Origin of the sequence: Pseudomonas sp. LAMO17WK12:I1, from assembly GCF_900177315.1 — a bacterium.
GTDB lineage: Bacteria > Pseudomonadota > Gammaproteobacteria > Pseudomonadales > Pseudomonadaceae > Aquipseudomonas > Aquipseudomonas marginalis.
Genome location: NZ_FWZV01000015.1, coordinates 144,365 through 166,104, shown reverse-complemented (window position 1 = coordinate 166,104; position 21,740 = coordinate 144,365). Strand labels below are relative to the sequence as shown.

Below are 21,740 nucleotides of genomic sequence, written 5' to 3'. Positions count from 1 at the left end.
CTTGTATGATCCGAGGTTGCTGTCTGGTTGTTATCTGGATAACAGGATGAGGCCTCACGAGCAGCCAGTTATACCTGGCCAGCAACTTCACGCAAGAAGCAATTTTTATGCCGGAAGTCTTTCAGTCCGTAAGTGGTTGTCCTCTGCGTTTCTTGGATTTCGAGGCAGGTGAACTGGCTTGCTCTGTATTTTGAGAGGCCGCCGGTTCACTGGAGCGCTCGCGCATGACCACGCCGTGCACCCGGTGAGGCAGGATGCCGACTCGACGGGCCTCGATCTTGAAGGTGACTCGTGCGTTATCTTCGCTGTCCTCCCACTCGTCGCGTACCGTACGGCCCTCGACCAGTACCCGCATGCCTTTCTGGTAAAGCGTGCTCCAATGTTCAGCCTCGCGGTGCCAGAGCTCAACAGGGGCCCAATAGCCGCCTCGATCTTCATAGCTGCCCTCACGTGGCACAGGATTGTCGAAATACACATTTAGCCGTAGTAAGCGCCGTGGTTCGTCATTACCTGAGGCGAACTCCTGGAATTCTGGCGCACTGCCGATATTGCCTTCGCCGACGAAAAAAGTACTCATCATGATATCTCCACTGCGGGTGTGAACTGGCGCAGTAACCGTTCGGCACTGGCCATCTTGATTGCACAGGTCGAGGCCTGGCGGTAGAGCGAATGCACCACGCTCATCTGTAGGTTCAGTGCAATGCGATCGCATTCGAAACGGTGCAATTCCTCGCGTACGGCCTGCGCCAGGGCGTTGTTGCAGATATGGCGTTCCCAGACCGCAACCCCCATGCGGGCAAAATCACGGGTGCGCCAACGCAAAAAGGTGCTGCCCGCGCTGGTGTTCTGCAGCACCAACCGGATATCCAGCAGTGAGTAAGGAGGCTGTCCAGCCTGCTGCACCACAGCCTCCATCAAGCGACATAACTGCGCCTCGATTTCCCTCGCCAGCTGCGCCAAGTGCTCCAACTCCCCCTTACCCTTAAAAGGTTTTAAAAGGCCTTTTAGTGAGGCAGCGTGTTCGAGCTGCCGATAGGCATCGGATGTCAACGCTTCGAGGTTCATCGGTTGAGCCGGGTTCATGGTCTTCATGCGTCGTCCTCCGGCTTATCAACTGTCGCAGAGGGCTTTTTCGGATCCTCTTTCAACGCGTCAGCCTCATCTACTGCCACAGCACCACGACGAACGATTGGGGGCGCGAACTGGGAACGGCGATGGCCCTCAAGGATGTCCAAGGGCGGCATACCCAACTTATCGATGGCCGCCAGAGCGCGAGCGTTGTTCGCCGCCATGTCATCGCGTGTGACACCCGCATGCCGATAGCGCTGCGCCTGGCCGAACAGGCTGCGCAGCAGATGGGCGCCGTCATCGATCCAGGCTTCCATGTCCCTACGACCGATCAAAGCGGTGTGATGAGACAACAGGGTTCGGCGCACTAGAGTGTCGTAATCGGTCAGTAAGTAGACTGCTAGAAAACCCAGCTGGCTGCCGATGTACAGCGGCAAAGTGACAGGGTGGATGTTGAGATTGTCGCTCATATCGATCTGTGTCGGCAGGTCTTGTCTGATTCGATCCAGCTGTTGGGTCAATTCCAGCATCCCAGCTTTGGCCTGCATCAGCTTTTCTTCGAGTTGCACCATGGCCCAGTCGGCATAGGGGTCGTCTTGGGTCGCGGTTTGTTTGATCAGGTTGGTGACGCTTATGTAGCCGGCCATGCCCATGATCGAGTGGACGCCTTCACGTGCGGTCCGACCTTGCCAGATACGGGCGGCGTGGTGGGTGTGCAGGGTCAGGGTGATGCTGCTGCGCAGTGAACCCAGATTGAGTTGATAGTGATCGGCCACGGTGTTGTCCTCGCATTCGCTTGGACGGGAACGTTGCGGCAGATGAGGGGCAAGGGCAGCCAAAAAGCTGAATGCGGTCTGTTCGGTTTGGTTTAAGGGGCTAATTATGAAGACGTCAATGGGCGATGCCCCGGCTGTCCCCTAAGAGTTTCCTAGTTTGGTCCGACGTGTTCATAGAGTGGAACTCCATAGATTTGATGCCACTGGCATCAAATCTACTGACGTCCACCGCGTTTGCCGCGCAGTTGGCGCAGCTCATTCAGGCACGCTTGAGCAAGGGCAGACACGGGTTCGCCATGTTTTCGAATCGAGCGCGAGGGTGGTTGTGCAGGCGATTCTGCAATGGGGGGCGGTTCGGCCTGACCTGCCCAAGGACGAAAGTCGCCTTTCAGTGCACGCTGGATCAGACCCATCAGATACGCCGCTGGCTTGCGTATACCGCCAGCCGCACAGCGTGCCCCTGCTTCGTTAAGCACCGCCTGCTGATCCGCTGGGCTGAGCTTGTTCAGCGCCACGGCGACGGCCTGGCGTTCGCTTGGGTTCAGGTGCAGCGAAGTGGGCCAGTGCAGGTTATCCACCGCTGGGGTCGCGCGCGGTACTGTACATTTACTTTCTTTTAATACAGTACAGGCGGCGTTCGGATTCCGAACGGTACTGGAAACGTTAGCGTTCAAGCCTGATTCGGAATCCGAACGAGGGCCTGTACGATTCCGAACGCGGTGATCTTCCCCCCGTTCGGAATTCTGGAATGCATCATCGGGTGGCTGATCCAAGCCTTGCTGCGCCCACTGTTCGCCCCAGCTGTCGAGCCGCGTCGGTAACCGATTCTGATCAATATTCGTGTCCTGTCGGACCTCCTTCACAATGTGCTGAGCGACAATTCGCACGGCTTTCGTCGCATGACCGAGGGCATGTCCGACCAGTTCTAGATAATCCGGATCCAGCTCCATGGCTTCCGCGGGGGTTAACGGCTCATCGTGCAGAACGTACAAAGAACCTTGTAGCCGCCCGCTGACTTGATCGCGACCGCGGCTCACCAAACTGAGCCAACGAGTCAGCCTTAGCATCGTCAACACGCGAGCAATGGTTTCACGGGAGGCTGACGCACCGTAGGGTACGCTTGACAGGTAAGGCTGCAAATCCTCATAGCGCGGCGTGACCACGCCCTCGCCTTGTAGCATGAGTCGAAACACTTGCCAGGCATTGCGTTCCAACGGCGTCAACCGACAATCCAACAGCAGCCGACGTGGCACGACTTCGTGAGGTTGGCCGCTAAACAGAAAGCCAGCTTGCAGGGCCTGGTTGGAGGGTTGTTCAGTGGTAGGATGTACTGGCCAGCGTTCACTCAGCTGCTGGGTACATTGTTGTAGGACACGCTGCCAGCGACTGGAAGGGGCAGTATTCATATGTTGCTGCTGTACTGGTCAATCTGCTGCCACACGATGGTCAAGCTGATCTGTTGCTCCTCCGCCACCATCATCATGGCGTCGAGCTGATCCCCGGTACTGTCTTGAGCGCGCAGCTGGCACCATCGTTGCCAGAGTGAGTGTTCCTGGGCTTCGCTCAAATGCTGAGGGCGGCCCTTACGGGTTTCTATCTTGAGCAGGCGTCGACGCAGGGCGGTTTCCGAATGCGCCAGGCCGAAGCACTGATACATGATGGTGCTGCTGGCGCCGAGCTTGAGCGCCCGATTGATCAAGCGCTCGTTCTGCTCGTCGCGCTCGGCTTGTTCTATCAATCGATGCAGCACCGGCGAGTCGATCTTGACCTCTACCCAAGGTACGGTGGCATAAGCCAAACGCGACAGCGTGGTGGGTGGTAAAGATTGCAGCAGATAGATGTCGTCTTCACTCAGCCCGAGCGCCTTACAGCGTTGCAGGTTACCCAGGCGCAGCTCATGCAGTACCTGAGTCAGCATGGCCTGGTTGAGCACATTGAAGGACAGGTTCATGGCAGTTCCTTCGGTGAGTCATCTTCAGGGGTAAGTGTTAAGTCGATTAGGCGACGGGCCAGGCGGACCAGGCGATATAGTTTGATTAACAGACTATCGGGTAGTCGTTCGAGGCCTACGTCCATGACAGGACGGTCTGGTAGCGAAAGTTGATAGATCCCCAGCAACAACTGGCCGAATAGCGCTGACGGCAGTTGCTTACGATCTTCCCAGTTGACTTCGTCTTGAGCGCGCAGCAGGGCCAGCAGCAGCAGGTGAACGCCGGCCGCGCGAGGCGTGGCAAGATCAACCCGTTCGATGTCTAGAGCGAAGCCCAAGCCATGCGGCTGGTCAATGATGCTCTCGGGATGTCCGGCATAGACCGCCATTTCCCGCGCCAGTGTGGCAATGGCCGATCGCAGTTGTTCGGGGCTATCCAGTGCTGGTGAGATGGTCCAGATGCCGTCGATCGCATAGGTGTCGACAGAAGATACTGCGTCGGCGGCGGTCTTGCGATCGATCTGTTCACGGATCTGTTGAACGCGTGACGGAGGACTGACCGCTGATACGACTCTTGTTTCTGGCGGTGTGAGCGGCTCTTCTCGAGTTGATTCGGTCTGGGGCCTAGTCTCAGTTGATTTGGGATGGGACTCGGAGGAGGGAGGTCCTGCCGAGGCTTCATCAATGCTCGGCAGATGGATATTCTCCGAGGGCGCAGTGAGGGCAACGCCAGGCGTCGAGATGACCCGTTGGGTATCGCTCAGCTCCAGGGCCAACATACGGTAGGACTGTCCGAGCAAGCGGCTCATGCGTTCGAGCAGTTCATCCTGGATTTGCTCAAGATCGAATGACTCGGGTTCGGCATCAAAGTAACCCAGTGTATCGAGCCAAAAATCAGCGAACGCTATGGGGACGGTTGGATAGCGGTTCCAGGTCCGTTCTGCCTGGCTGCGTAGGCCGATTAAGCGTTCGATCTGGGGCTTACCCAATCCGGCATACAGGGTTTGCGGAATGGCGGGCAATAAGTGTTCGAGGGTGTCCAGCATTCGGCTGATGTGCGACTGCGAAATCGGATAGCCTCCAGCGGCAAGATGTCGTGCCAACTCACGTTGCGAGAGCATCGCACCCTCTGCCTCGAGCATGGTTTTGAGTTTGGCTACCGCCAGAGCCCGTTCGATGAACGTGAGTTGGCCGTGCAGATCGCTTTCAGCCAGATGGCCGAGTAGGGCGGTGATTTCATTGCTCCAAGGTCGGAACAGACAATGAATGCGAAAGAAGCGCTCGTCGCGAGTTTCCTGCCACAGCTCGCCGAGAATTGCCAAGCGCGTATTACCGCCGTTGCGGATGATGAAATAAGTTTCACCAGGGCGGCGGGTAATCGGTGGCGGTTGATCCAGCCCTCGTTCACGGATCGAAGCCTTGATATCGTCGTACAGCGGATTACGGATGAAGCGCGGGTTGTGTTCATAGGGCCGCAACTGCTCCAGAGTGACCAGCATAGGTGTATCAGTAAGTGGATCGGACAGCCGCTCCAGCTCCGGCCCTTGAGGGAAGTGGTCCTGGTACAGCTTGTCGGTGATCTCCTCCTGACTGAGCTTCTTCATTTGAACCGCCTCAGTTAACACCGATTACGCAAATGGTCACCCACTTCGAACTTGACGATCTCGGCAGTCCCCGAACCTTCGAAATGTTTAGAAAGTTCTGCAAGGAACCAACCCATTGCCGAGCGTCCGCCCTGCAGGCGAAAGACCGCGGTGCAGTACTCATCGCAAGGTGAGTGGTGTGGTCGAATGGGTGGCTGAACGATGATGGGAAACTGATCCGACATCAAAAGACTCCTTACCAAACAGAGTTGGCCTCAAGGTCGAACAAAAAAAATGACTTGGCGAGAAATGCGGGCTTATAGATTCGTCTCATCGAACCTCCGCATATCTATTCACCCTAGAAATCGCTTTGCGCCATTCCGGAAACAGCTCGATAGCCAACGCTTGCATAGTTTCCAGCGCTGATGGCGAGTGTTGGTTACGTGACCGGCGCGTCTCGACTCGGTGGACCGGTAGGCCAAGCGAGGCGGCGTTGAGATACGCCACTCGATCAGGAACTACGGTATCTAGAACCGAGATGTTGTTAGTCCCAGCGAGGGTCTCGCGCAGACCACGGATGATCATTCGCGTGTCCACTCGAATGGAATTCGCTTGGTTCAGTAGCAGTCGCAACGGTGGCGGTGTAATGCCCAGGTGGTGGAATGGCTCGAGTTCACACAGTAGCTTCAAGGTGCCGCGCTGCAGTTCGCGGGCGGCGAGCATTTCCGGGGTAATGGGAGATAGGGCAAGATCGGAGGCGAGGATGGCCATCTCCAGCAGCACGCTACGTGCGCCTTGGGTGTCGATCAAAAGCACGTCATAGTAGGGGCGGAATTTGTCGAGCAGATTGCGCAACCGTAATCGCCCGTCAGTAGCGTGCAGCAGCAAGATGCTCAGTTGGCCTTGATCATCGTTCGAGAGAATCAGGTGGAGTCTCGTGATGACAGTTCTGGAAACGATCTGTGCAGGAGCTGTCAGGTTGAGTGCCAGTAGTTCGTACGCACCGGCATTAGCCTGTTCGCTCAAGGCGTAATAGCCGGAGAGGGTGGGTTGGCTATCCAGGTCTAAAAGCAGGACGCGCAGGCCCGCATCTGCGAGAAGGCCGCCGAGGTTGGCGGCCACTGTGGTCTTGCCCACGCCCCCTTTAGTGGAAACCACCGATACCACACGCACGACATCAGCCCTGCTGCGCCAAACGTTCGCTGACCCACTGCTCGATCTCCAGCGAGTCCCAGCCAACTGCGCGCAATCCAATGCGTTTAGCCTGAGGGAATTTACCTTCCTTCATCAAGTTGTAGATGTGCGCACGTTTGAAGCCGGTTTTTCGTTCAACTTCTTCGCGCCGCATGATGTGGCGTTGAACCTGCGGTTGACGTACTTCGGCAAGATGTGTGGTTTGGCTGGACATGCTGGGCACTCCTAAGCGCCGATTGGCGCGTTGTGGGAAGTGACCTGAATTGAATATCACAATTGGGCGGGAGTCATTGCATTGCAATCTCAGGGATTGCAGCGCAATGAATCGATTACTTATGTTTCATGAGATTACGGTTGGCCGCAGCAAATTTTTCGTCCAGCGTTCGTTTGCTGAGACCGGGCACGTCTTTGTAGCGCGCGAGAATAGCGTCGACGATTGCGGCTTGGTTTTTGAAAACGGAAAGCGGATTTCCAGCTGGAGAATGGCCCAAGAGCAGGTTGACTAGAACGCCAATGATATTTTGATAGGTAGTTTCGCTACGCTCACTGATGTGGCGATGCGTTTTGACCAACGCACTGAGCTCGTCCCGCTCTAAACCAATCGCTTGAAGGTCTCTCAAAACGTCTTGATGGTACTGCTGCAGTGTATTGAGCTCTCGCAGGATCATGTCCCGATCGGCTTTAAGCGCAAGGAACGTCCCAAGACGGACTTTTTCACAAGCATCTTTGTTAGGTTCAAACAGAAAACTCGGCTTTTGATCGGGATAGTGAATCTGCATCCAGCGACGCAGGTCAGAGTGGCGTATGGTTAATTGATAGGGCTCCACGTAACTTCCTATAGGAACTGAAACGCCAAGACACCCGTAAGGCAACTCTCCATTACGCACTGCGTCGTGAATTGCTTCAATAGTCGCGCGCAGGCACGGCCATTGTGGGAAAACCTTTCCAAGGTTCTCAGGGCAGTGTTCACCCAACCGGGTTATTTCCGCTTCGTGACGAGTGAGGTTGCACCAACGTATTGCCGCGTCTATAGGTCTATAGAAGATTTTGGTATGAGGGTTAAATATATGATCAGGCATATAGGACGGGCCTCCATTCCTGTGGAGAGGGCCTCCTGCGAAATATCTCTATGTTCTCTGGATTCCCCGCTTGGTTAGGTCGTTCCACCTACTAATGATTCGCTTATTCTTGAAAGAAACTACCGATCAGAATAAAAAATTAATTAACGTAGTGATTTTGTCTTTGTTGACTGTTGATGGGCAGCAAAAAGACGATTGGTAGCGCACCGTTTTTCCGCCTGTTTGTTGTTGTCTGCTAAACTCTGCAGTAGAAAGTGGAAATGCGTAATTTTGTTAGCGACGATGAGTCGCCCTCTGCATGAGTTCGACAAATGCATTAAACGATAACATCTGCCTGGTGGTGTGTCAGTTCAGCAGTTCACAAAGTGCAGGCGCACCGCAAATCAGTCGACAGGTCCTTCATAGCCGTCCTCTTTCGCGGGCAATTAATTTGGTCTATCTGACGCTCTCCGTTATTACCGGGGCGTGGATCGACCTGATGCGCGATCACGACGTCCCCTATCATGACGTGCTTCTGGCTAATTAACCTCAGATGCCAAGCTGATCAATGGTCTGGTATCGCATACTTACCCGGTACGCCCATGCAACGTTTCAGCGATCCAGTCAGCAATGTAATGGCCGGCATTGATGCTGTTATCGAAACTGGAATGTTGGACACCGCCTTCACGCTCCGTGAATATTTTCAGCTCGCGCTTGGGGCTATTGACCAATTGCTCGTAGGTGCGGTGTGCCCACTTGAGTGGGATCTGCGAGTCTTTTTCACCATGGGTGACGAGGAATGGCACCTTGATGCGGTCCAATATGCCGTCCAGGTGGACGTTCTCGGCGATGCGCATAAACTCATCGGTGTCTTTCGCGCCCCATACCCAGGACACATGCGACCAATAATGCGGGACCGGGAAACTGCCTTCCTTTTCCATGCGCCGTTTCTGCACGTCACGCCAGTCATGGTTGGCCCCCCATACCACCCCGCACGCGAAGCGCGGCTCGAAGGCAACCGCACGAGGGCAGTAATAGCCGCCCAGTGATACGCCTTCAAGGCCGATGCGTTTGGCATCGACATCGCTGCGGGTTTCCAGCCAATCCACTACGCGACTGGCCCAATGCTCACTGTCAAAGCGCGCAGTCAGGTTATTCAGGCGCAGGGCTTCGCCGGTGCCGGGCTGGTCGATGATCAACGATGACACACCGCGCTTCGCCAGCCAGGCGGGCAGGCCGACCCGGTATTTCATTTCTTTGGTTGAATCCAGTCCGTTGACCTGTACCAGAATCGGTGCCGGGCCGGTCGTGCCTTCGGCGCGTACCAGCAGGCCGGCAATGTGTTGGCCCTCGTAAGGGATTTGCACCCGCTCGCAATTTTCCCGCGCCAGTTCGATACCGCGTTGGAAGGTGTGCAGAAAACGCTGGTACAGCTGTGTGCGGCCCGGCGCTCCGTGGGCCTGCAGACGTTCGCAGCTCAGGTAATAGGTCGCGGCGCGATTATATTTTTCGCCGGCCGACAACAGGCGACCCTGCGCTTCGTCTTCCTCGGCCAAGCCGCAAAGCTTGTCGGCCATTTTCGCCCATGTCTCGCGAAAGGCCTTGCTGCCGGCGGCATCCGGTTGCTTGGCGGCTTCCTGCAGCGGCGCGCACATCTCTTCTATTTCACCGATACGCGCGCCCATTTCAATGGCGAGGTCGACGGAAAGATTCCATACGTAGTTGGTTGGGAAGTAGCGGAACATGGTTTTTATTATCCTTGTGCAAGCACAGCCAGGCGGCCGAATACAGACCCGCGTGTCGGGGGGGACGGTTTGGCACAGGCTAGGGATTGCCCCATTATTTTGCCAATCGCAAGTCCGGATGGCTGGTATTGAGCCGTGCGATGGGTCGCAGGGCAAACGGCGTTCGCTACTGCTCCAGTTCATTGATGATCTGACTGATTTTCGCCCGCAGCCAACGGTGCATCGAATCGCCATCCATGGTGCGATGCCAGAGCATGAACTCACGCATTACCGGGATTTTTATCGGTGGTTGTACGATGCGCAGCGGCAGATAGTTGGCGTAAAGCCGCGCCATTCGCTGGAGCATGGTCGCGATACGCTGTGTGCCGACGATCAGCTGTGGCAGGGTGTTGAAATCGTGGGTGACCACTTCCATGCGCCGTGTCAGACCGTATTGGCTCATCAGCCATTCTTCCACGCTGAGCTGCCGGTTACGCCCGAAGATGACGGATACATGGCCCATTTCGATGTACTGATCGAGCGTGATGCTGTCACCCACTTGAGTATTACCCTGCCAGACCACGCACACGTGTTCTTCTTCGAAGAGCAACTGTGAAGGGTGGCCTTCGATCAGGTAGTGCTCGGGCACGATCATCAGGTCGGCCTCGCCGCGCATCAGCAGCTCGGTGGAGCTGTCACCTGGACCAAGCAATTCGAAGGTGATGTGCGGGGCTTCCTCGTGGATTCTTTGGATAACCCGCGCAAATAGCACGCTGATCAGGTAGTCCGAGGTGATCAGGCGAAAATGCCGCTTGCTGGTCGCGGGGTCGAATACCGGCTTGGCGGTGATTGATGACTTAATCGTCAGCAGTATTTCGCGCACCGGTCCCGCCAGCTCAAGGGCATAGGGCGTGGGCAGCATCTTGCGCCCAACCTGCGCCAGCAGTTCATCTTCGAAATAGAGGCGTAGCCTGCCCAACACACCGCTGGTGGCGGATTGGGTCATGTGCAGGCGTTCGGCGGCGCGGGTGATGTTCTGCTCTTCCAGCAACACATCCAGCGCCACCAGAAGGTTGAGATCCAGGTGGTTAAAACGCATGGCGGTCTCGATTTTTTTGTATTTATTTTCCAAATACCTTCCGGCGTTCCTATCGCGCCGTCAAGCCCCATGGCGGGGCGGGTGCAAACCGGTTTATTCGATTTTGCGCAGCCATTGGCGCCTTGCAGGCACGTATCGCGTTTGACGATAGGTCGCATTCCGACAAGCGATTAGTCAGTGAGTATTGGCCACTTCAGTATCGGGGCACAGTCGGTCGGCCGTGATGCCTTCTCGACTCCCAAGCCCCCATCAGCAGCGCACGCCAGCGGAGTGCCTGGCGCAGTGCTGAATAATAATTTTAATGGAGTGGTAACCATGAACATAATTGGTCTTGATGCCCTGATTTTTGGCGTCGACGACGTTCAAGCCTGTACCCATTGCCTGTGCGACTACGGCCTGCTTCCTGTAGACGCCGGCAGCGAGGGCGGTCGCTTTGAGGCCCTCGACGGTACGTCGGTGATTATCCGACGTGCTGACGACCCCGGTCTGCCACCTGCCATCGGGCCTGCCCCGTCGATTCGTGAAACCATTTACGGCGTGGCCGGCGCGGCGGACCTTGAGGCCATCGCCGATGAGTTGGGCCGTGATCGCCTGGTGACGCGCGGTGCCAATGGCTCGGTGCACAGCATTGACGATATGGGCTTTGCCATTGGTTTTCAGGTCAGTGTGCGACGCCCGTACAGTGCGCCGGCCGACCTGACCAATGCGCCGGGCCATGCCCCTCAGCGCGCGCTCAACCAACCCGGCATCACCCCCGATATGCAGGCGCTGCCGCGTACCCTTTCCCATGTGGTGTATTTCGTGCCGGATGCGGTCAAGGCCGAAGCCTTTTACAAGCGCCTGGGCTTCATCACGACTGACGCCTTTGTGGGCACTGGCCCGTTCATGCGGCCCGCCGGTTCCGATGACCACCATTGCCTGTTCATGATCCAGACACCGCCGCACATGAAGGGCTGCGAGCACTTCACCTTTCACATGGGCAGTGGCACGGAAGTGCTCTTGGCCGGGCGACGCTTCGAGCAGCAAGGCTGGACCAGTTTCTGGGGGCCTGGCCGTCACCTCTTCGGCTCCAACTGGTTCTGGTACTTCAACAGTCCGTTGGGTTGCCACATCGAATACGACGCGGACATGGATAAGTTCGACGACACCTGGGCCGCGCGCCAAGCGCCGTTGTCGGCTGACAATTCGCAGTTATTTCTGTTCACGTCCCGCGAGAAGTGGGCACCGGTCGGCGGCCCGCCGCCCAAAGCCCCCGTCACCGCGTGATGGACCCTGTTGCGCTGTGTCGCGTGGACACCCTGGTCGAAGGGCAAGCCTATGGTTTCGATCCGTTGCAACAGGGACGTGACCGTGTGTTCGCACTGCGTTATCGGGGCCGCGTGCGGGTTTATCTCAACAGTTGCCCACACCTTCATGTGCCCTTGCAGTACCGCAAGGATCGCTACCTCAGCGCGGACGGTGAGCGGATCGTGTGTTACGCCCACGGCGCGCAGTTTTTGCCCGACAGCGGGGAATGCGTCTATGGGCCGTGCCTTGGGCAAGCGTTGACCTCGCTGGCAGTACGCGAGCAAGACGGCTGGCTGCTGCTGCCGACTGAACAATTGGCCTGACGCGCCCGACGATCGAGGTATCGCGGCAGACGATAGATCGCATCCCGGGACTCGATTGGTCAAATCCCTGGTTTGACGAGAAGCTGTTTTTGAACGGGCCTGCGTGACTCACGCGTACCGGCTTGCATGCATCGCTAACGAGATAAAAGCGCCTTTCCGATCAAGGAAACGGCGTGATGAAACTAAAAAAATAAAAACAACAGCGAGGTTTCACCATGGCACGTATCCCTGCCGCCGTGTTACGCGGCGAGCGTCCTCCCTTTGCCCTGAGTCTGGCGGCGTTGATGCTTGGCATGCTGGGCTCTACCGCTAACGCATTCGAGCTCGATTCCGGCAACCCTGACGTGCGCATACGTTGGGACAACACTCTCAAATACAGCTCTGCCTGGCGGGTCGAGGGGCAATCCGACAAGCTGACCCAGGGCCAGACCTCCCTGAACCTGGACGACGGCGATCGCAATTTCGGCAAAGGGCTGATCTCCAGTCGGCTGGACCTGCTTTCGGAGTTTGATATCTCCTACCAGAACGTCGGTGCCCGCGTCAGCGGTGCCGCTTGGTATGACGATGTCTATAACAAAAAGACCGACAACACCGCGCCGGATCGCATCAACAGCCTGTCGGGTGATCATTTCGACAGCGAGACCCGGGACTTGCACGGGCGCAAGGCCGAGTTGCTGGACGCGTTCATCTTCGGCAAGGGCGAGGTTGCTGACAGAGCGATTTCCGGGCGCGTGGGTCAGTACGCCATGCAGTGGGGTGAAAGCCTGTTCTATGGCGCGAACGGTATTGCCGGCGGCATGGCGCCTATCGATGTGGTCAAGAACCTGTCGGTGCCCAATACGCAGTACAAAGAGTTGATCCGCCCGGTCAAGCAGATGTCCGGGCAGTTGCAGCTGACGCCCGAAGTATCCCTGGGCGCCTACTACCAGTTCGAATGGGAAGCCAACCGTCTGCCGGCATCCGGCAGTTATTTTTCGACCAGCGATAATTTCGGCGACGGTAACCAGCGTTTGTTCGTGGGCGGGCCGGTGATACCCGGTGGTGAGCCGCTGGCGTTTTATCACGGCCAGGACAAGGACGCGAAAAACTCGGGGCAGGGCGGTCTGCAACTGCGCATTCGTGGCGAGACCGTGGACTGGGGCCTGTATGCCATTCGATTCCACGACAAATCCCCGCAGCTCAATGTGCGTCCGGATTTTGCCAATCTCAATCCGCTCACCGGCAATGCCGGTGAGTACTACTGGGTCTATCCCGAAGGGATTGAAGCGGTGGGCGGCAGCTTTTCCCTGACGCGCGGCAACTACAACATCGCCGGTGAAGTTTCCACGCGGTGGCACCAACCTCTCGCATCCACTTCCCAGCGTTCGCTGCTGCCCGGCGAAGGCGTGAACAATGATAACGATCCGCTCTACGCCACCGGGCATACCTTGCACGCCAACCTCTCGTGGCTGGCCAGCCTTGAGCCTTCATTGGTTGCCCAGGAAGCCAGTTTCATGGGCGAGGTTGCCTGGAACCGCACCCTCAGCGTCACCCGCAGCCCGGATGCCGTCGACCCCAACGCCACCCGCGATGCCTGGAGCATGCGCACGGTGTATGAACCGATGTACCGGCAAGCCTTTGCCGGCATGGATATCAGCATTCCCATGGGGGCCAGCTACACCCATGGCAACTCGTTGGCGCTGGGCTCGGGTTTCGGCGTCAACAATGGCGGCGACCTCAACATCGGCATCAAGGGCAACTACCTCAACGCCTGGAACCTGGGCCTGACCTACACCCATTACTACGGGCCTGAGAGCACATTCGTCGACGCCAATAGCAACTACACCTACGGGCAAACCATGAAAGATCGCGATTTCGTGTCTTTTTCCGTCAGCCGTACCTTTTAAGGCAGGGACAATCCCATGAATACACTAAAACGCGTGGCATCCTTGCTGACGCTCGTTGCTTCCTCGCTGCTGCTTGCCCATACCGCCTCTGGCGCGGTTGCGCCCGAGGACGCGGCAAAACTGAAAACCACGCTGACCCCCTTGGGCGCCGAGCGCGCCGGCAACGCAGGCGGCACCATCCCTGCCTGGGACGGTGGCTACACAAAGGCGGATCCGAACTACAAGGATGGCGGTAAACGCGGCGACCCATTCGCCAACGAAAAGCCCCTTTACACGATCACGGCGCAAAACATGGGGCAGTACGCCAACCAATTGTCCGAGGGGGTCAAGGCGATGCTTAAAAAGTATCCGGACACCTACCACCTGGATGTCTACCCGACCCACCGTACAGCCGCCGCGCCGCAAGCGGTGTACGACGCCACGTTCAAAAACGCCACCCAGGCCAAGCTGGTCGACGGCAGCGGCGGGCCTGAGCCGCAGAATGCCGAGGGCGGGATTCCGTTCCCGATCCCCCAGAGCGGCACCGAAGCGATGTGGAACCACTTGGCCCGTTGGCGCGCGGCGTCCTGGCATGCGAGTTTTTTCCAGTACCTGATCACGACGGACGGCAAGCCCGTACTGACCAACGACTCGCGGGCCGACTATCAGATGCCATGGTATTTGCCCAAGGGTACGAACAGCGACAACGTTTACTGGACAACCCGCATGGTCAACGATGGGCCGCCGCTGCGTGCGGGTGAAGGCATCGTCGGGCGTGAAAATATCGATGCCGACAAATCCGTCATATGGACGTACCTGCCCGGCCAGCGTCGCGTTCGCCGCCTGCCCAACGGCTGCTGCGACACCCCGACACCGGCCAGTGCCGGCGTCATGAGCTTCGATGAACTGTATGTGTTCAACGGGCGTACCGACCGGTTTAACTGGAAGCTGGTGGGCAAGAAAGAGCTGTATATCCCCTACAACTCGAACAAGGTCTTCACCGCCCAGGCGCCCACCGATCTGCTGGGCCAACACCACCTCAATCCGGATTCGATCCGTTGGGAACTGCACCGCGTCTGGGTCGTGGAAGCGACGCTGGTCCCCGGCAAACGCCACGTCATGCCTAAAGGCACCTATTACCTGGATGAAGACACCTGGAGCGCGGTTCTGGCCGAGCGCTATGACAGCCAGGGCCAACTGGCAAAAATGCTCTGGACCACGCCCGTGGTGCTGCCTGACCTGCCCGGTGTCGTGACGGTCACGAATGGCTTTTACGACTTGGTTTCCGGCGCCTGGTTTACCGGCGACATCTTCGCCGGCAAGAACGAGCAGTACCGGATCATGCCGGCCTACAAGGACTCGGTGTTCACCGGTGACGCACTGGCCGGTGAAGGCGTTCGCTGATTCCACGACGCGCCCGTACACACGGGCGCTTCAAACGAGGAGAGGATCAATGATCCTTGGTTATCCCAATAAACGCGAGATGGCCTGCGCACTGCTCTGCGCGATGCTTGCGCTGAACGCCGAGGCTGCTGCGCTGCCCGACGTGGTGTTGCAGCCCAGCACCCTGACGCCACAGGCCGCGCGTGCGGTGTTGCTGGACGTTACCCGTGCCGGTTCACGCCTGGTGGCAGTGGGCGAGCGCGGCGTGGTGCTGCTGTCGGACGATAACGGCGCGAGTTGGCGCCAGGTGCAGGTGCCCGTCAGCGGCTCGCTCACGGCGGTGCAATTTGTCGATGGGCAAAACGGCTGGGCCATCGGCCATTCCGGGGTCGTACTGCACTCCTCGGATGGCGGGCAGAGCTGGACGCTGCAGTTGGATGGACGGCGGGCCGCGCAGTTGGAACTGGACGCGGCGCAACAGGCGGCGAACCAGATGCCCGACGACCCGCCGCACCGGCTGAGCGCGGCGCAGCGGCTGGTGGCCGACGGCGCCGATAAACCGTTTCTGGCCTTGAGCTTCAGTGATGCCCGGCACGGCGTCATCGTCGGTGCCTATGGCCTGGCGATGCGCACCGACGACGCCGGTGAGCATTGGTCCTCAATGATGGGCCAAATGCCTAATGATCAGGGCCTGCACCTTTACGCGGTGGCGCGTTCCGGCCAAACGTTGTACATGGCCGGCGAACAGGGTTTGCTGCTGCGCTCGGTAGACGGTGGGGCGCATTTCACGCGCCTGGCCAGCCCCTACGAAGGCAGCTATTTCAGCCTGGCCGTGCAGGCCGATGGCGCGGTGCTCGCAGGCGGGCTGCGTGGCAAGGTTTTTCGCTCGCGCGACCAGGGCGAAACCTTTGTGGCGTTGAGCAATCCCGCGCCGGTGTCCCTGGGTTCGGCGACTCACATCGGCACACAGACGATTTGGGTCAACCAGGCGGGCGAACTGCTGCGTGTGGAGGATGACGGCTCAGTGCTGCAGCCCTTGGTGACGCATGCCGGTCCGCCGTTGAACAAAGTGGTCGATGCGCCGGACGGCACATTGATTGGCGTGGGGTTTGCGGGCGTGTCGCGCTTGCCGTTGCCCGCCCTGGACCGCTCGCCGCTCCCCTCCGCAAACGCCGCACTGGAGTAATGGATGAACGTCAATACGCCTCATCTGGACCAACCACTTGTCAGTCGCCTGGCCGATTTCGATCAGCGTTCCGGCTCGCTGCTGGAACGGGCATTGTTCAACCATCGCCGTGTGGTGCTGCTGGTTTGCCTGGTGATTACCGCACTGTTGGGTTGGCAGACGACCCGTCTGGAACTCAATGCCAGCTTTGAAAAAATGATCCCGGTGGATCATCCCTACATCGTCAATTACCTGGAAAATCGCCAACAGTTGTCCGGCCTGGGCAATGCCGTGCGAATCGCCGTGGAGAACAAAACCGGCACGATCTACGACGCGCACTACATGGCGCAACTGCAAAAGTTCAACGACCAGGTGTACCTGCTGCCAGGCGTCGACAGGGCCTTCATGAAGTCGCTGTGGACACCGGCAACGCGCTGGGTCGGAGTGACCGAGGAGGGGTTGGAGGGCGGGCCGGTGGTGCCCGATGGCTACAACGGCGAAGACGCCAGCCTTGCTGCGCTCAAGCGCAATGTGGAACGTTCCAATGAGCTCGGCCAGCTGGTTGCTTTCGACCAACGCTCGAGCGTGATCTACGTGCCCTTGCTGGCCACCACCGCCGACGGCCAGCCGCTGGACTACACGCGCCTGTCGCAGCAGTTGGAGCAACTGCGCCAACAGTACCAAAGCGACACACTGGGCATTCACATCACCGGCTTCGCCAAGGTGATGGGGGACCTGATCGACGGGCTCAGGCAGATCCTGGTGTTCTTCGCCGCCGCGCTGATCGTTACCACCGCCGTGCTGTACTGGTTTACCCGCTGCCTGCGCAGCACGTCACTGGTGGTGTGCTGTTCGTTGATCGCGGTGGTGTGGCAACTGGGGCTGTTGCCACTGCTCGGTTATAAACTCGACCCGTATTCGGTGCTGGTGCCCTTTCTGGTGTTCGCCATCGGCATGAGCCACGGCGCGCAGAAGATGAACGGGATCATGCAAGACATCGGCCGGGGTGTGCACAGGCAGATCGCGGCGCGTTATACCTTTCGCCGCCTGTTCCTGGCCGGTTTAACGGCATTGTTGTGCGACGCCGTGGGCTTTGCCGTGCTGATGCTGATCAAGATCCAGGTGATCCAGGACCTGGCGATGATCGCCAGCATTGGTGTGGCCGTGCTGATCTTTACCAACCTTATTCTGCTGCCGATCCTGCTGTCGTTCATCGGCGTCAGCCCGGCTGCAGCGTTGCGCAGCCTCAAGAGCGAGCACGTGGCGCAGAGCGGTGGAGAAAAGCACGCGGTATGGCGCTTCCTGGATCTGTTCACACAACGCAAATGGGCCACGGTCGGGATTGCCGTGGCGGCGGTGTTAGCCATCGGCGGCTACAAGGTCAGTGAACACCTTAAAATCGGCGACCTTGATCCCGGTGCCCCCGAGTTGCGTGCCGACTCGCGCTACAACCAGGACAACGCGTTCATGACGGGGCACTACGGCGCCAGCAGCGATGTGTTCGCGATCATGGTCAAGACGCCGGTCGGTGCCTGTTCCGACTACGACACCTTGCGCCGGGTCGACAATCTGGACTGGCAACTGCGCGGGCTTGAAGGTGTCGATTCGACAAACTCGCTGGCCCTGCTGAACCGGCGCGTGCTGGTCGGCCTGAGCGAGGGCAATCCTAAGTGGTATGAGCTGCTGAACAATCAGGCCACGCTGAACATGGTGACGGCGGGGGCACCGCGGGGGTTATACAACGAAGACTGCAGCCAGCTGACCGTGTACGCCTATCTCTCCGATCACAAGGCCGACACCCTGGGCCGGGTGGTCGATACCGTGGAGCGCTTCGCCCGCGACAATGACAGCGACCAAGCGCGCTTCCTGCTCGCGGCGGGCAATGCCGGCATTGAAGCGGCCACCAATATTGTCGTCAAACAGGCGAGTCGCGAGATGCTCTGGTGGGTGTACGGCGCCGTCATCCTCTTGTGCCTGGCCACCTTTCGCTCGTGGCGCGCGGTGCTGTGCGCCGTGTTGCCCCTGATGCTCACCTCGGTCTTGTGCGAGGCCTTGATGGTCGCCCTGGGCATTGGCGTGAAGGTCGCCACATTGCCGGTGATTGCGCTGGGCGTGGGCATTGGCGTGGATTACGCGCTGTACATGATGAGTATCGTCCTGGCCCGTCTGCGCCTCGGTGAAAGCCTGTCTCAGGCGTATTACCACGCGCTGCTGTTCACCGGGAAAGTCGTGATGCTGACCGGGGTCACCCTGGCTATCGGTGTCGGTACCTGGGTGCTGTCGCCCATCAAGTTCCAGGCGGACATGGGCATTCTGCTGGCGTTCATGTTCGTGTTGAACATGGCCGGCGCGCTGATCCTGTTACCGGCGCTGGCTTACTTCCTACTGCCTATCAGGCACCAGGCACAAAGGCAACCGACCGTGCCGTTTTCCGGCGTCGAGGTGACGCTCGACACGTCGACGGTGCACCGCGTGATCTCCAACAACTACAAAGAGGTGGTCAATGAACGCTGAACGCAGCGCAGGTCTTGCGCAAACCTTATTGCTGCTGGCGGGCAGTTGTCTGCCGGTGCTGGGCGCCGTTCTGCTGGCGCCCGTGCTGCCGAGCATGCAGGCGCACTTTACCGATACGCCGGGTGCCGCCGTACTGGTGATCATCGCCCTGACGCTTCCGGCGCTGATGATTGCGCTGCTGGCGCCGGTCGCCGGGATCCTTGCCGATCGCATCGGACGCAGGCCACTGTTGTTGGGTGCGATGGTGCTCTACAGCGTGTGCGGGTTGTTGCCGATCTGGCTGGAATCGCTACCCGCGATCGTCGCCAGTCGGGCCGGCATCGGCTTGGCGGAAGCCGCCATCATGACCTGCTGTACCGCCCTGATGGGCGACTACTACAGCGGTGCGCGGCGTGAACGCCTGTTCGCCTTGCAAATGGTGGCGACGTCACTCTCGGCCACCATTTTCATCGCCCTGGGCGGTGTGCTCGGCGAGCACGGCTGGCGTGCGCCGTTCGGCCTGTACGCCGTCGGGCTGTTGATGCTGCCCTTGATGGCTTACTGGTTATGGGAACCGCAAACAGCGACCGCAGCGCAGGGCACCCCGTCGGTCACCCATGTGTTTCCCTGGGGCAAGCTGGCCCCGGCGTACTTCCTGGCGGCGATGGCAGGCATCAGCCTGTTCGTGGTGCCGGTCCAAAGCACCCATCTGCTCAACCTGCTGCATATCGACTCCCCGCAACAGATCGGCATGACCATGGGCGCCAATCAACTCGGTGTGCTGTTGGGCTCCCTCGCGTTTCCGTTGCTGGCGCGCCGACCCACTCAATACCTGATGGCGCTGGCTTTTATCCTCGCAGGCTTGGGCGGCTGGTTAATGGCGGTTGCCTCCACGCATGTGCAGTTGGTCATTGCCGTGACGATCAACGGCCTGGGCGTGGGCATGATGATCCCGACCCTGCTCACCTGGATCATGAACCAGGTGACGTTCAGCCAACGCGGGCATGCGGCGGGTGGTTTTACCTCGGCGTTTTTCGCCGGTGAATTCGCCAGCCCCCTGGTGGTGCTGGCCGTCGTTGGGGGCGCCAAGGTCGAGCTGACGACAGCGCTGCTGATACTGGCCACCGCGCAGGCCTTGATTGCGCTGGCATGTATCGCGGCGGGCGTCAGAGCGCGGCGAACCCTGGCGAATTGACCTTTGACTGATGGAGTCTAAACCGATGCAAGCACTTCCCGATTTCATACGCGTGGTCACCGGCCACGATAGCGATGGCCTGGCGCAAATAGCCTCCAAAGCAGCGCCGCCGAACAGCTTCCCGCTCAAGGCCGTCCCAGGCACGGTGTTCCATGAAGTGTGGAACAGCACCGACAGCCCGGCGCTGCTGGACAACGGCGATGATCCAACCGCCAAACCGTTGCAACTGAGCCCCTCGGCCCTGGGCAGCCTGATTCGCGTGGTGGATATCCCGCCCGACAGTGTGCAGAACCACGTCAGTGACGAGGCAGCCGCTGCGGCCTTCGCTGAAATCGGCGAGGCGAGGGCGGGCACGGCCAAAGCGGACTCGCGGCATAAATTGATGCACCGCACCGAGACCCTGGACTACGGGATCGTCACCGAGGGTGAAGTCTGGCTGGTGCTGGACACCGAAGAAGTGCGCCTTTGCCGTGGCGATATCGTCGTACAGCGCGGCACCAATCATGCCTGGAGCAACCGCACCGAGCAGATGGCACGCATGGTGTTCATCCTGCTCGATGGCCGCTACAGCGCAGAATTGGCCGCCGTTTCGGGACCTCAATCATGAAGCTGGCCACCCTCAAAAGCGCTGGGCGTGACGGTCGTCTGGTGGTGGTCTCGCGGGATCTGCGCCGCGCTGTCGACGTCGGCCCTGTCGCCGCCACGATGCAGCAGGCCATTGATCGATGGGATGCCGTCGAGCCCATCCTGCAGCGTCTGTATCACGACCTGAACGAGGGCCGGGTTGGCGCCGCGTTCGACTTTGATCCGCTACAGGCCGCCGCGCCCTTGCCGCGCACTTACCAATGGCTGGACGGTTCGTCTTTTCTCAGCCATGGCGAACTGATGCAGAAGGCGTTTCACCTTGACCCGATCGAAAATGTCGAGAGCATTGCGCTGATCTACCAGGGCGCAGGCGATGACTTTCTGGGTTCGCGGGACGACATTGCGCTCCCCAGCGAGCAGCACGGTATCGACTTCGAAGGTGAATTTGCGGTGCTGCTCGACGAAGTGCCCATGGGCTGCCAGTCCGCCGATGCGATGGCGCATATCAAGCTGATCCTGCAAGTCAACGATGTGAGCCTGAGGGCGTTGGCACCGCGCGAGATGCAAACCGGCTTCGGTTTTCTCCAGGCCAAGCCGTCGTCCAGTTTCGCCGCTGTCGCGGTCACGCCGGACGAGCTGGGTGACGCCTGGCATGACGGACGAGTGCACTTGCCGCTGCAGATTGAATGGAACGGTGAATGGTTCGGCAACCCCCACGGCAGCGCGATGCACTTCGGGTTTCACCAACTGATTGCCCATGCCGCGCTGACACGTCGCCTGGGCGCGGGCACGTTGTTGGGCTCCGGCACCGTCTCCAATGCCGACCGCAGCGTGGGCTCGGCGTGCATTTCCGAACGTCGCGCGATTGAAATGATCGAGCACGGCGCAGCGCGCACCGGCTTCATGCGCTTCGGTGACCGCGTGCGCATGGAGGTACTCGACGGTGACGGACAGTCGCTGTTCGGTGGGATCGACCAGTGCGTAGTGCCAGCCACCTGTTGAGGAGCGAGAT

The 21,740-nt window shown here is 59.1% G+C and carries 22 protein-coding genes; 10 read left to right on the top strand and 12 right to left on the bottom strand.

The annotated features are described in order from the left end of the window. Positions 1–121 precede the first annotated feature (121 nt). The 10 genes from B9N88_RS26225 to B9N88_RS26180 form a co-directional block, all read right to left on the bottom strand. Positions 122–577, bottom strand: coding sequence for a single-stranded DNA-binding protein (locus tag B9N88_RS26225; RefSeq protein WP_081744479.1), 456 nt, complete (start codon positions 575–577; stop codon positions 122–124). Then, positions 577–1,092 (bottom strand): DUF3158 family protein, encoded by a 516-nt coding sequence (locus tag B9N88_RS26220; RefSeq protein ID WP_027607353.1) that lies wholly within the window; start codon positions 1,090–1,092, stop codon positions 577–579. Before B9N88_RS26220 ends, B9N88_RS26225 begins: the two co-directional genes overlap by 1 nt. After that, positions 1,089–1,844, bottom strand: coding sequence for a PFL_4669 family integrating conjugative element protein (locus B9N88_RS26215; RefSeq protein ID WP_027607354.1), 756 nt, complete (start codon positions 1,842–1,844; stop codon positions 1,089–1,091). Before B9N88_RS26215 ends, B9N88_RS26220 begins: the two co-directional genes overlap by 4 nt. Before the next feature lie 215 nt (positions 1,845–2,059). After that, positions 2,060–3,250 (bottom strand): STY4528 family pathogenicity island replication protein, encoded by a 1,191-nt coding sequence (locus B9N88_RS26210; RefSeq protein WP_081744471.1) that lies wholly within the window; start codon positions 3,248–3,250, stop codon positions 2,060–2,062. Then, the gene (locus tag B9N88_RS26205) at positions 3,247–3,795 is read right to left on the bottom strand and encodes a DUF2857 domain-containing protein (protein WP_027607356.1); all 549 of its coding nucleotides are present in this window, start codon (positions 3,793–3,795) and stop codon (positions 3,247–3,249) included. Before B9N88_RS26205 ends, B9N88_RS26210 begins: the two co-directional genes overlap by 4 nt. Then, positions 3,792–5,378, bottom strand: a complete 1,587-nt coding sequence (locus tag B9N88_RS26200) for a ParB family protein (protein ID WP_027607357.1) — start codon at positions 5,376–5,378, stop codon at positions 3,792–3,794. The genes B9N88_RS26205 and B9N88_RS26200 overlap by 4 nt, the downstream gene beginning before the upstream one ends. 14 nt (positions 5,379–5,392) lie before the next feature. Continuing rightward, positions 5,393–5,602 carry a hypothetical protein gene (locus B9N88_RS33390; RefSeq protein ID WP_027607358.1) on the bottom strand — a complete coding sequence of 70 codons (210 nt, stop codon included), beginning with the start codon at positions 5,600–5,602 and terminating at the stop codon, positions 5,393–5,395. An 85-nt stretch (positions 5,603–5,687) separates the two neighbouring features. Then, positions 5,688–6,530, bottom strand: coding sequence for a ParA family protein (locus tag B9N88_RS26190; protein ID WP_027607359.1), 843 nt, complete (start codon positions 6,528–6,530; stop codon positions 5,688–5,690). Between the two features lie 4 nt (positions 6,531–6,534). Then, positions 6,535–6,765: an AlpA family transcriptional regulator gene (locus B9N88_RS26185; RefSeq protein ID WP_027607360.1), complete on the bottom strand. Its 231-nt coding sequence runs from the start codon at positions 6,763–6,765 to the stop codon at positions 6,535–6,537. A 115-nt stretch (positions 6,766–6,880) separates the two neighbouring features. Further along, positions 6,881–7,630, bottom strand: coding sequence for a hypothetical protein (locus tag B9N88_RS26180; protein ID WP_027607361.1), 750 nt, complete (start codon positions 7,628–7,630; stop codon positions 6,881–6,883). A gap of 298 nt (positions 7,631–7,928) precedes the next feature. Here B9N88_RS26180 and B9N88_RS32450 point away from each other — a divergent pair, with 298 nt between their 5' ends. After that, a complete protein-coding gene (locus B9N88_RS32450; RefSeq protein WP_143491270.1) occupies positions 7,929–8,156 on the top strand; it encodes a hypothetical protein in 228 nt (75 codons plus the stop codon). A 40-nt stretch (positions 8,157–8,196) separates the two neighbouring features. On the opposite strand, the gene B9N88_RS26175 is transcribed toward B9N88_RS32450, so the two are convergent. Continuing rightward, a complete protein-coding gene (locus B9N88_RS26175) occupies positions 8,197–9,354 on the bottom strand; it encodes an alpha/beta hydrolase family protein (protein WP_027607362.1) in 1,158 nt (385 codons plus the stop codon). A gap of 166 nt (positions 9,355–9,520) precedes the next feature. Further along, positions 9,521–10,432 (bottom strand): LysR family transcriptional regulator, encoded by a 912-nt coding sequence (locus tag B9N88_RS26170; protein ID WP_027607363.1) that lies wholly within the window; start codon positions 10,430–10,432, stop codon positions 9,521–9,523. 315 nt (positions 10,433–10,747) lie between these two features. Here B9N88_RS26170 and B9N88_RS26165 point away from each other — a divergent pair, with 315 nt between their 5' ends. The 9 genes from B9N88_RS26165 to B9N88_RS26125 all read left to right on the top strand — a co-directional run bounded on the left by B9N88_RS26165 (position 10,748) and on the right by B9N88_RS26125 (position 21,730). Continuing rightward, entirely contained in the window at positions 10,748–11,698 is a 951-nt protein-coding gene (locus B9N88_RS26165) for a VOC family protein (RefSeq protein ID WP_027607364.1), read from the top strand. Next, positions 11,698–12,042, top strand: coding sequence for a Rieske (2Fe-2S) protein (locus B9N88_RS26160; protein WP_027607365.1), 345 nt, complete (start codon positions 11,698–11,700; stop codon positions 12,040–12,042). Before B9N88_RS26165 ends, B9N88_RS26160 begins: the two co-directional genes overlap by 1 nt. A 215-nt stretch (positions 12,043–12,257) precedes the next feature. Beyond that, positions 12,258–13,928 (top strand): DUF1302 domain-containing protein, encoded by a 1,671-nt coding sequence (locus tag B9N88_RS26155; RefSeq protein WP_027607366.1) that lies wholly within the window; start codon positions 12,258–12,260, stop codon positions 13,926–13,928. 15 nt (positions 13,929–13,943) lie between these two features. After that, on the top strand, positions 13,944–15,311 hold the full coding sequence (locus tag B9N88_RS26150) for a DUF1329 domain-containing protein (RefSeq protein ID WP_027607367.1): 1,368 nt from the start codon (positions 13,944–13,946) through the stop codon (positions 15,309–15,311). 49 nt (positions 15,312–15,360) lie between these two features. Then, positions 15,361–16,476 (top strand): WD40/YVTN/BNR-like repeat-containing protein, encoded by a 1,116-nt coding sequence (locus B9N88_RS26145; protein ID WP_051429391.1) that lies wholly within the window; start codon positions 15,361–15,363, stop codon positions 16,474–16,476. Positions 16,477–16,479: 3 nt separating this feature from the next. Then, the gene (locus B9N88_RS26140) at positions 16,480–18,969 is read left to right on the top strand and encodes an efflux RND transporter permease subunit (RefSeq protein WP_027607368.1); all 2,490 of its coding nucleotides are present in this window, start codon (positions 16,480–16,482) and stop codon (positions 18,967–18,969) included. Continuing rightward, complete coding sequence (locus B9N88_RS26135; RefSeq protein WP_027607369.1) at positions 18,959–20,143, top strand: MFS transporter; 1,185 nt, start codon at positions 18,959–18,961, stop codon at positions 20,141–20,143. Before B9N88_RS26140 ends, B9N88_RS26135 begins: the two co-directional genes overlap by 11 nt. A gap of 25 nt (positions 20,144–20,168) precedes the next feature. Continuing rightward, positions 20,169–20,750, top strand: coding sequence for a cupin domain-containing protein (locus tag B9N88_RS26130; protein WP_027607370.1), 582 nt, complete (start codon positions 20,169–20,171; stop codon positions 20,748–20,750). Further along, a complete protein-coding gene (locus tag B9N88_RS26125) occupies positions 20,747–21,730 on the top strand; it encodes a fumarylacetoacetate hydrolase family protein (protein ID WP_027607371.1) in 984 nt (327 codons plus the stop codon). Before B9N88_RS26130 ends, B9N88_RS26125 begins: the two co-directional genes overlap by 4 nt. Positions 21,731–21,740: the final 10 nt, after the last annotated feature.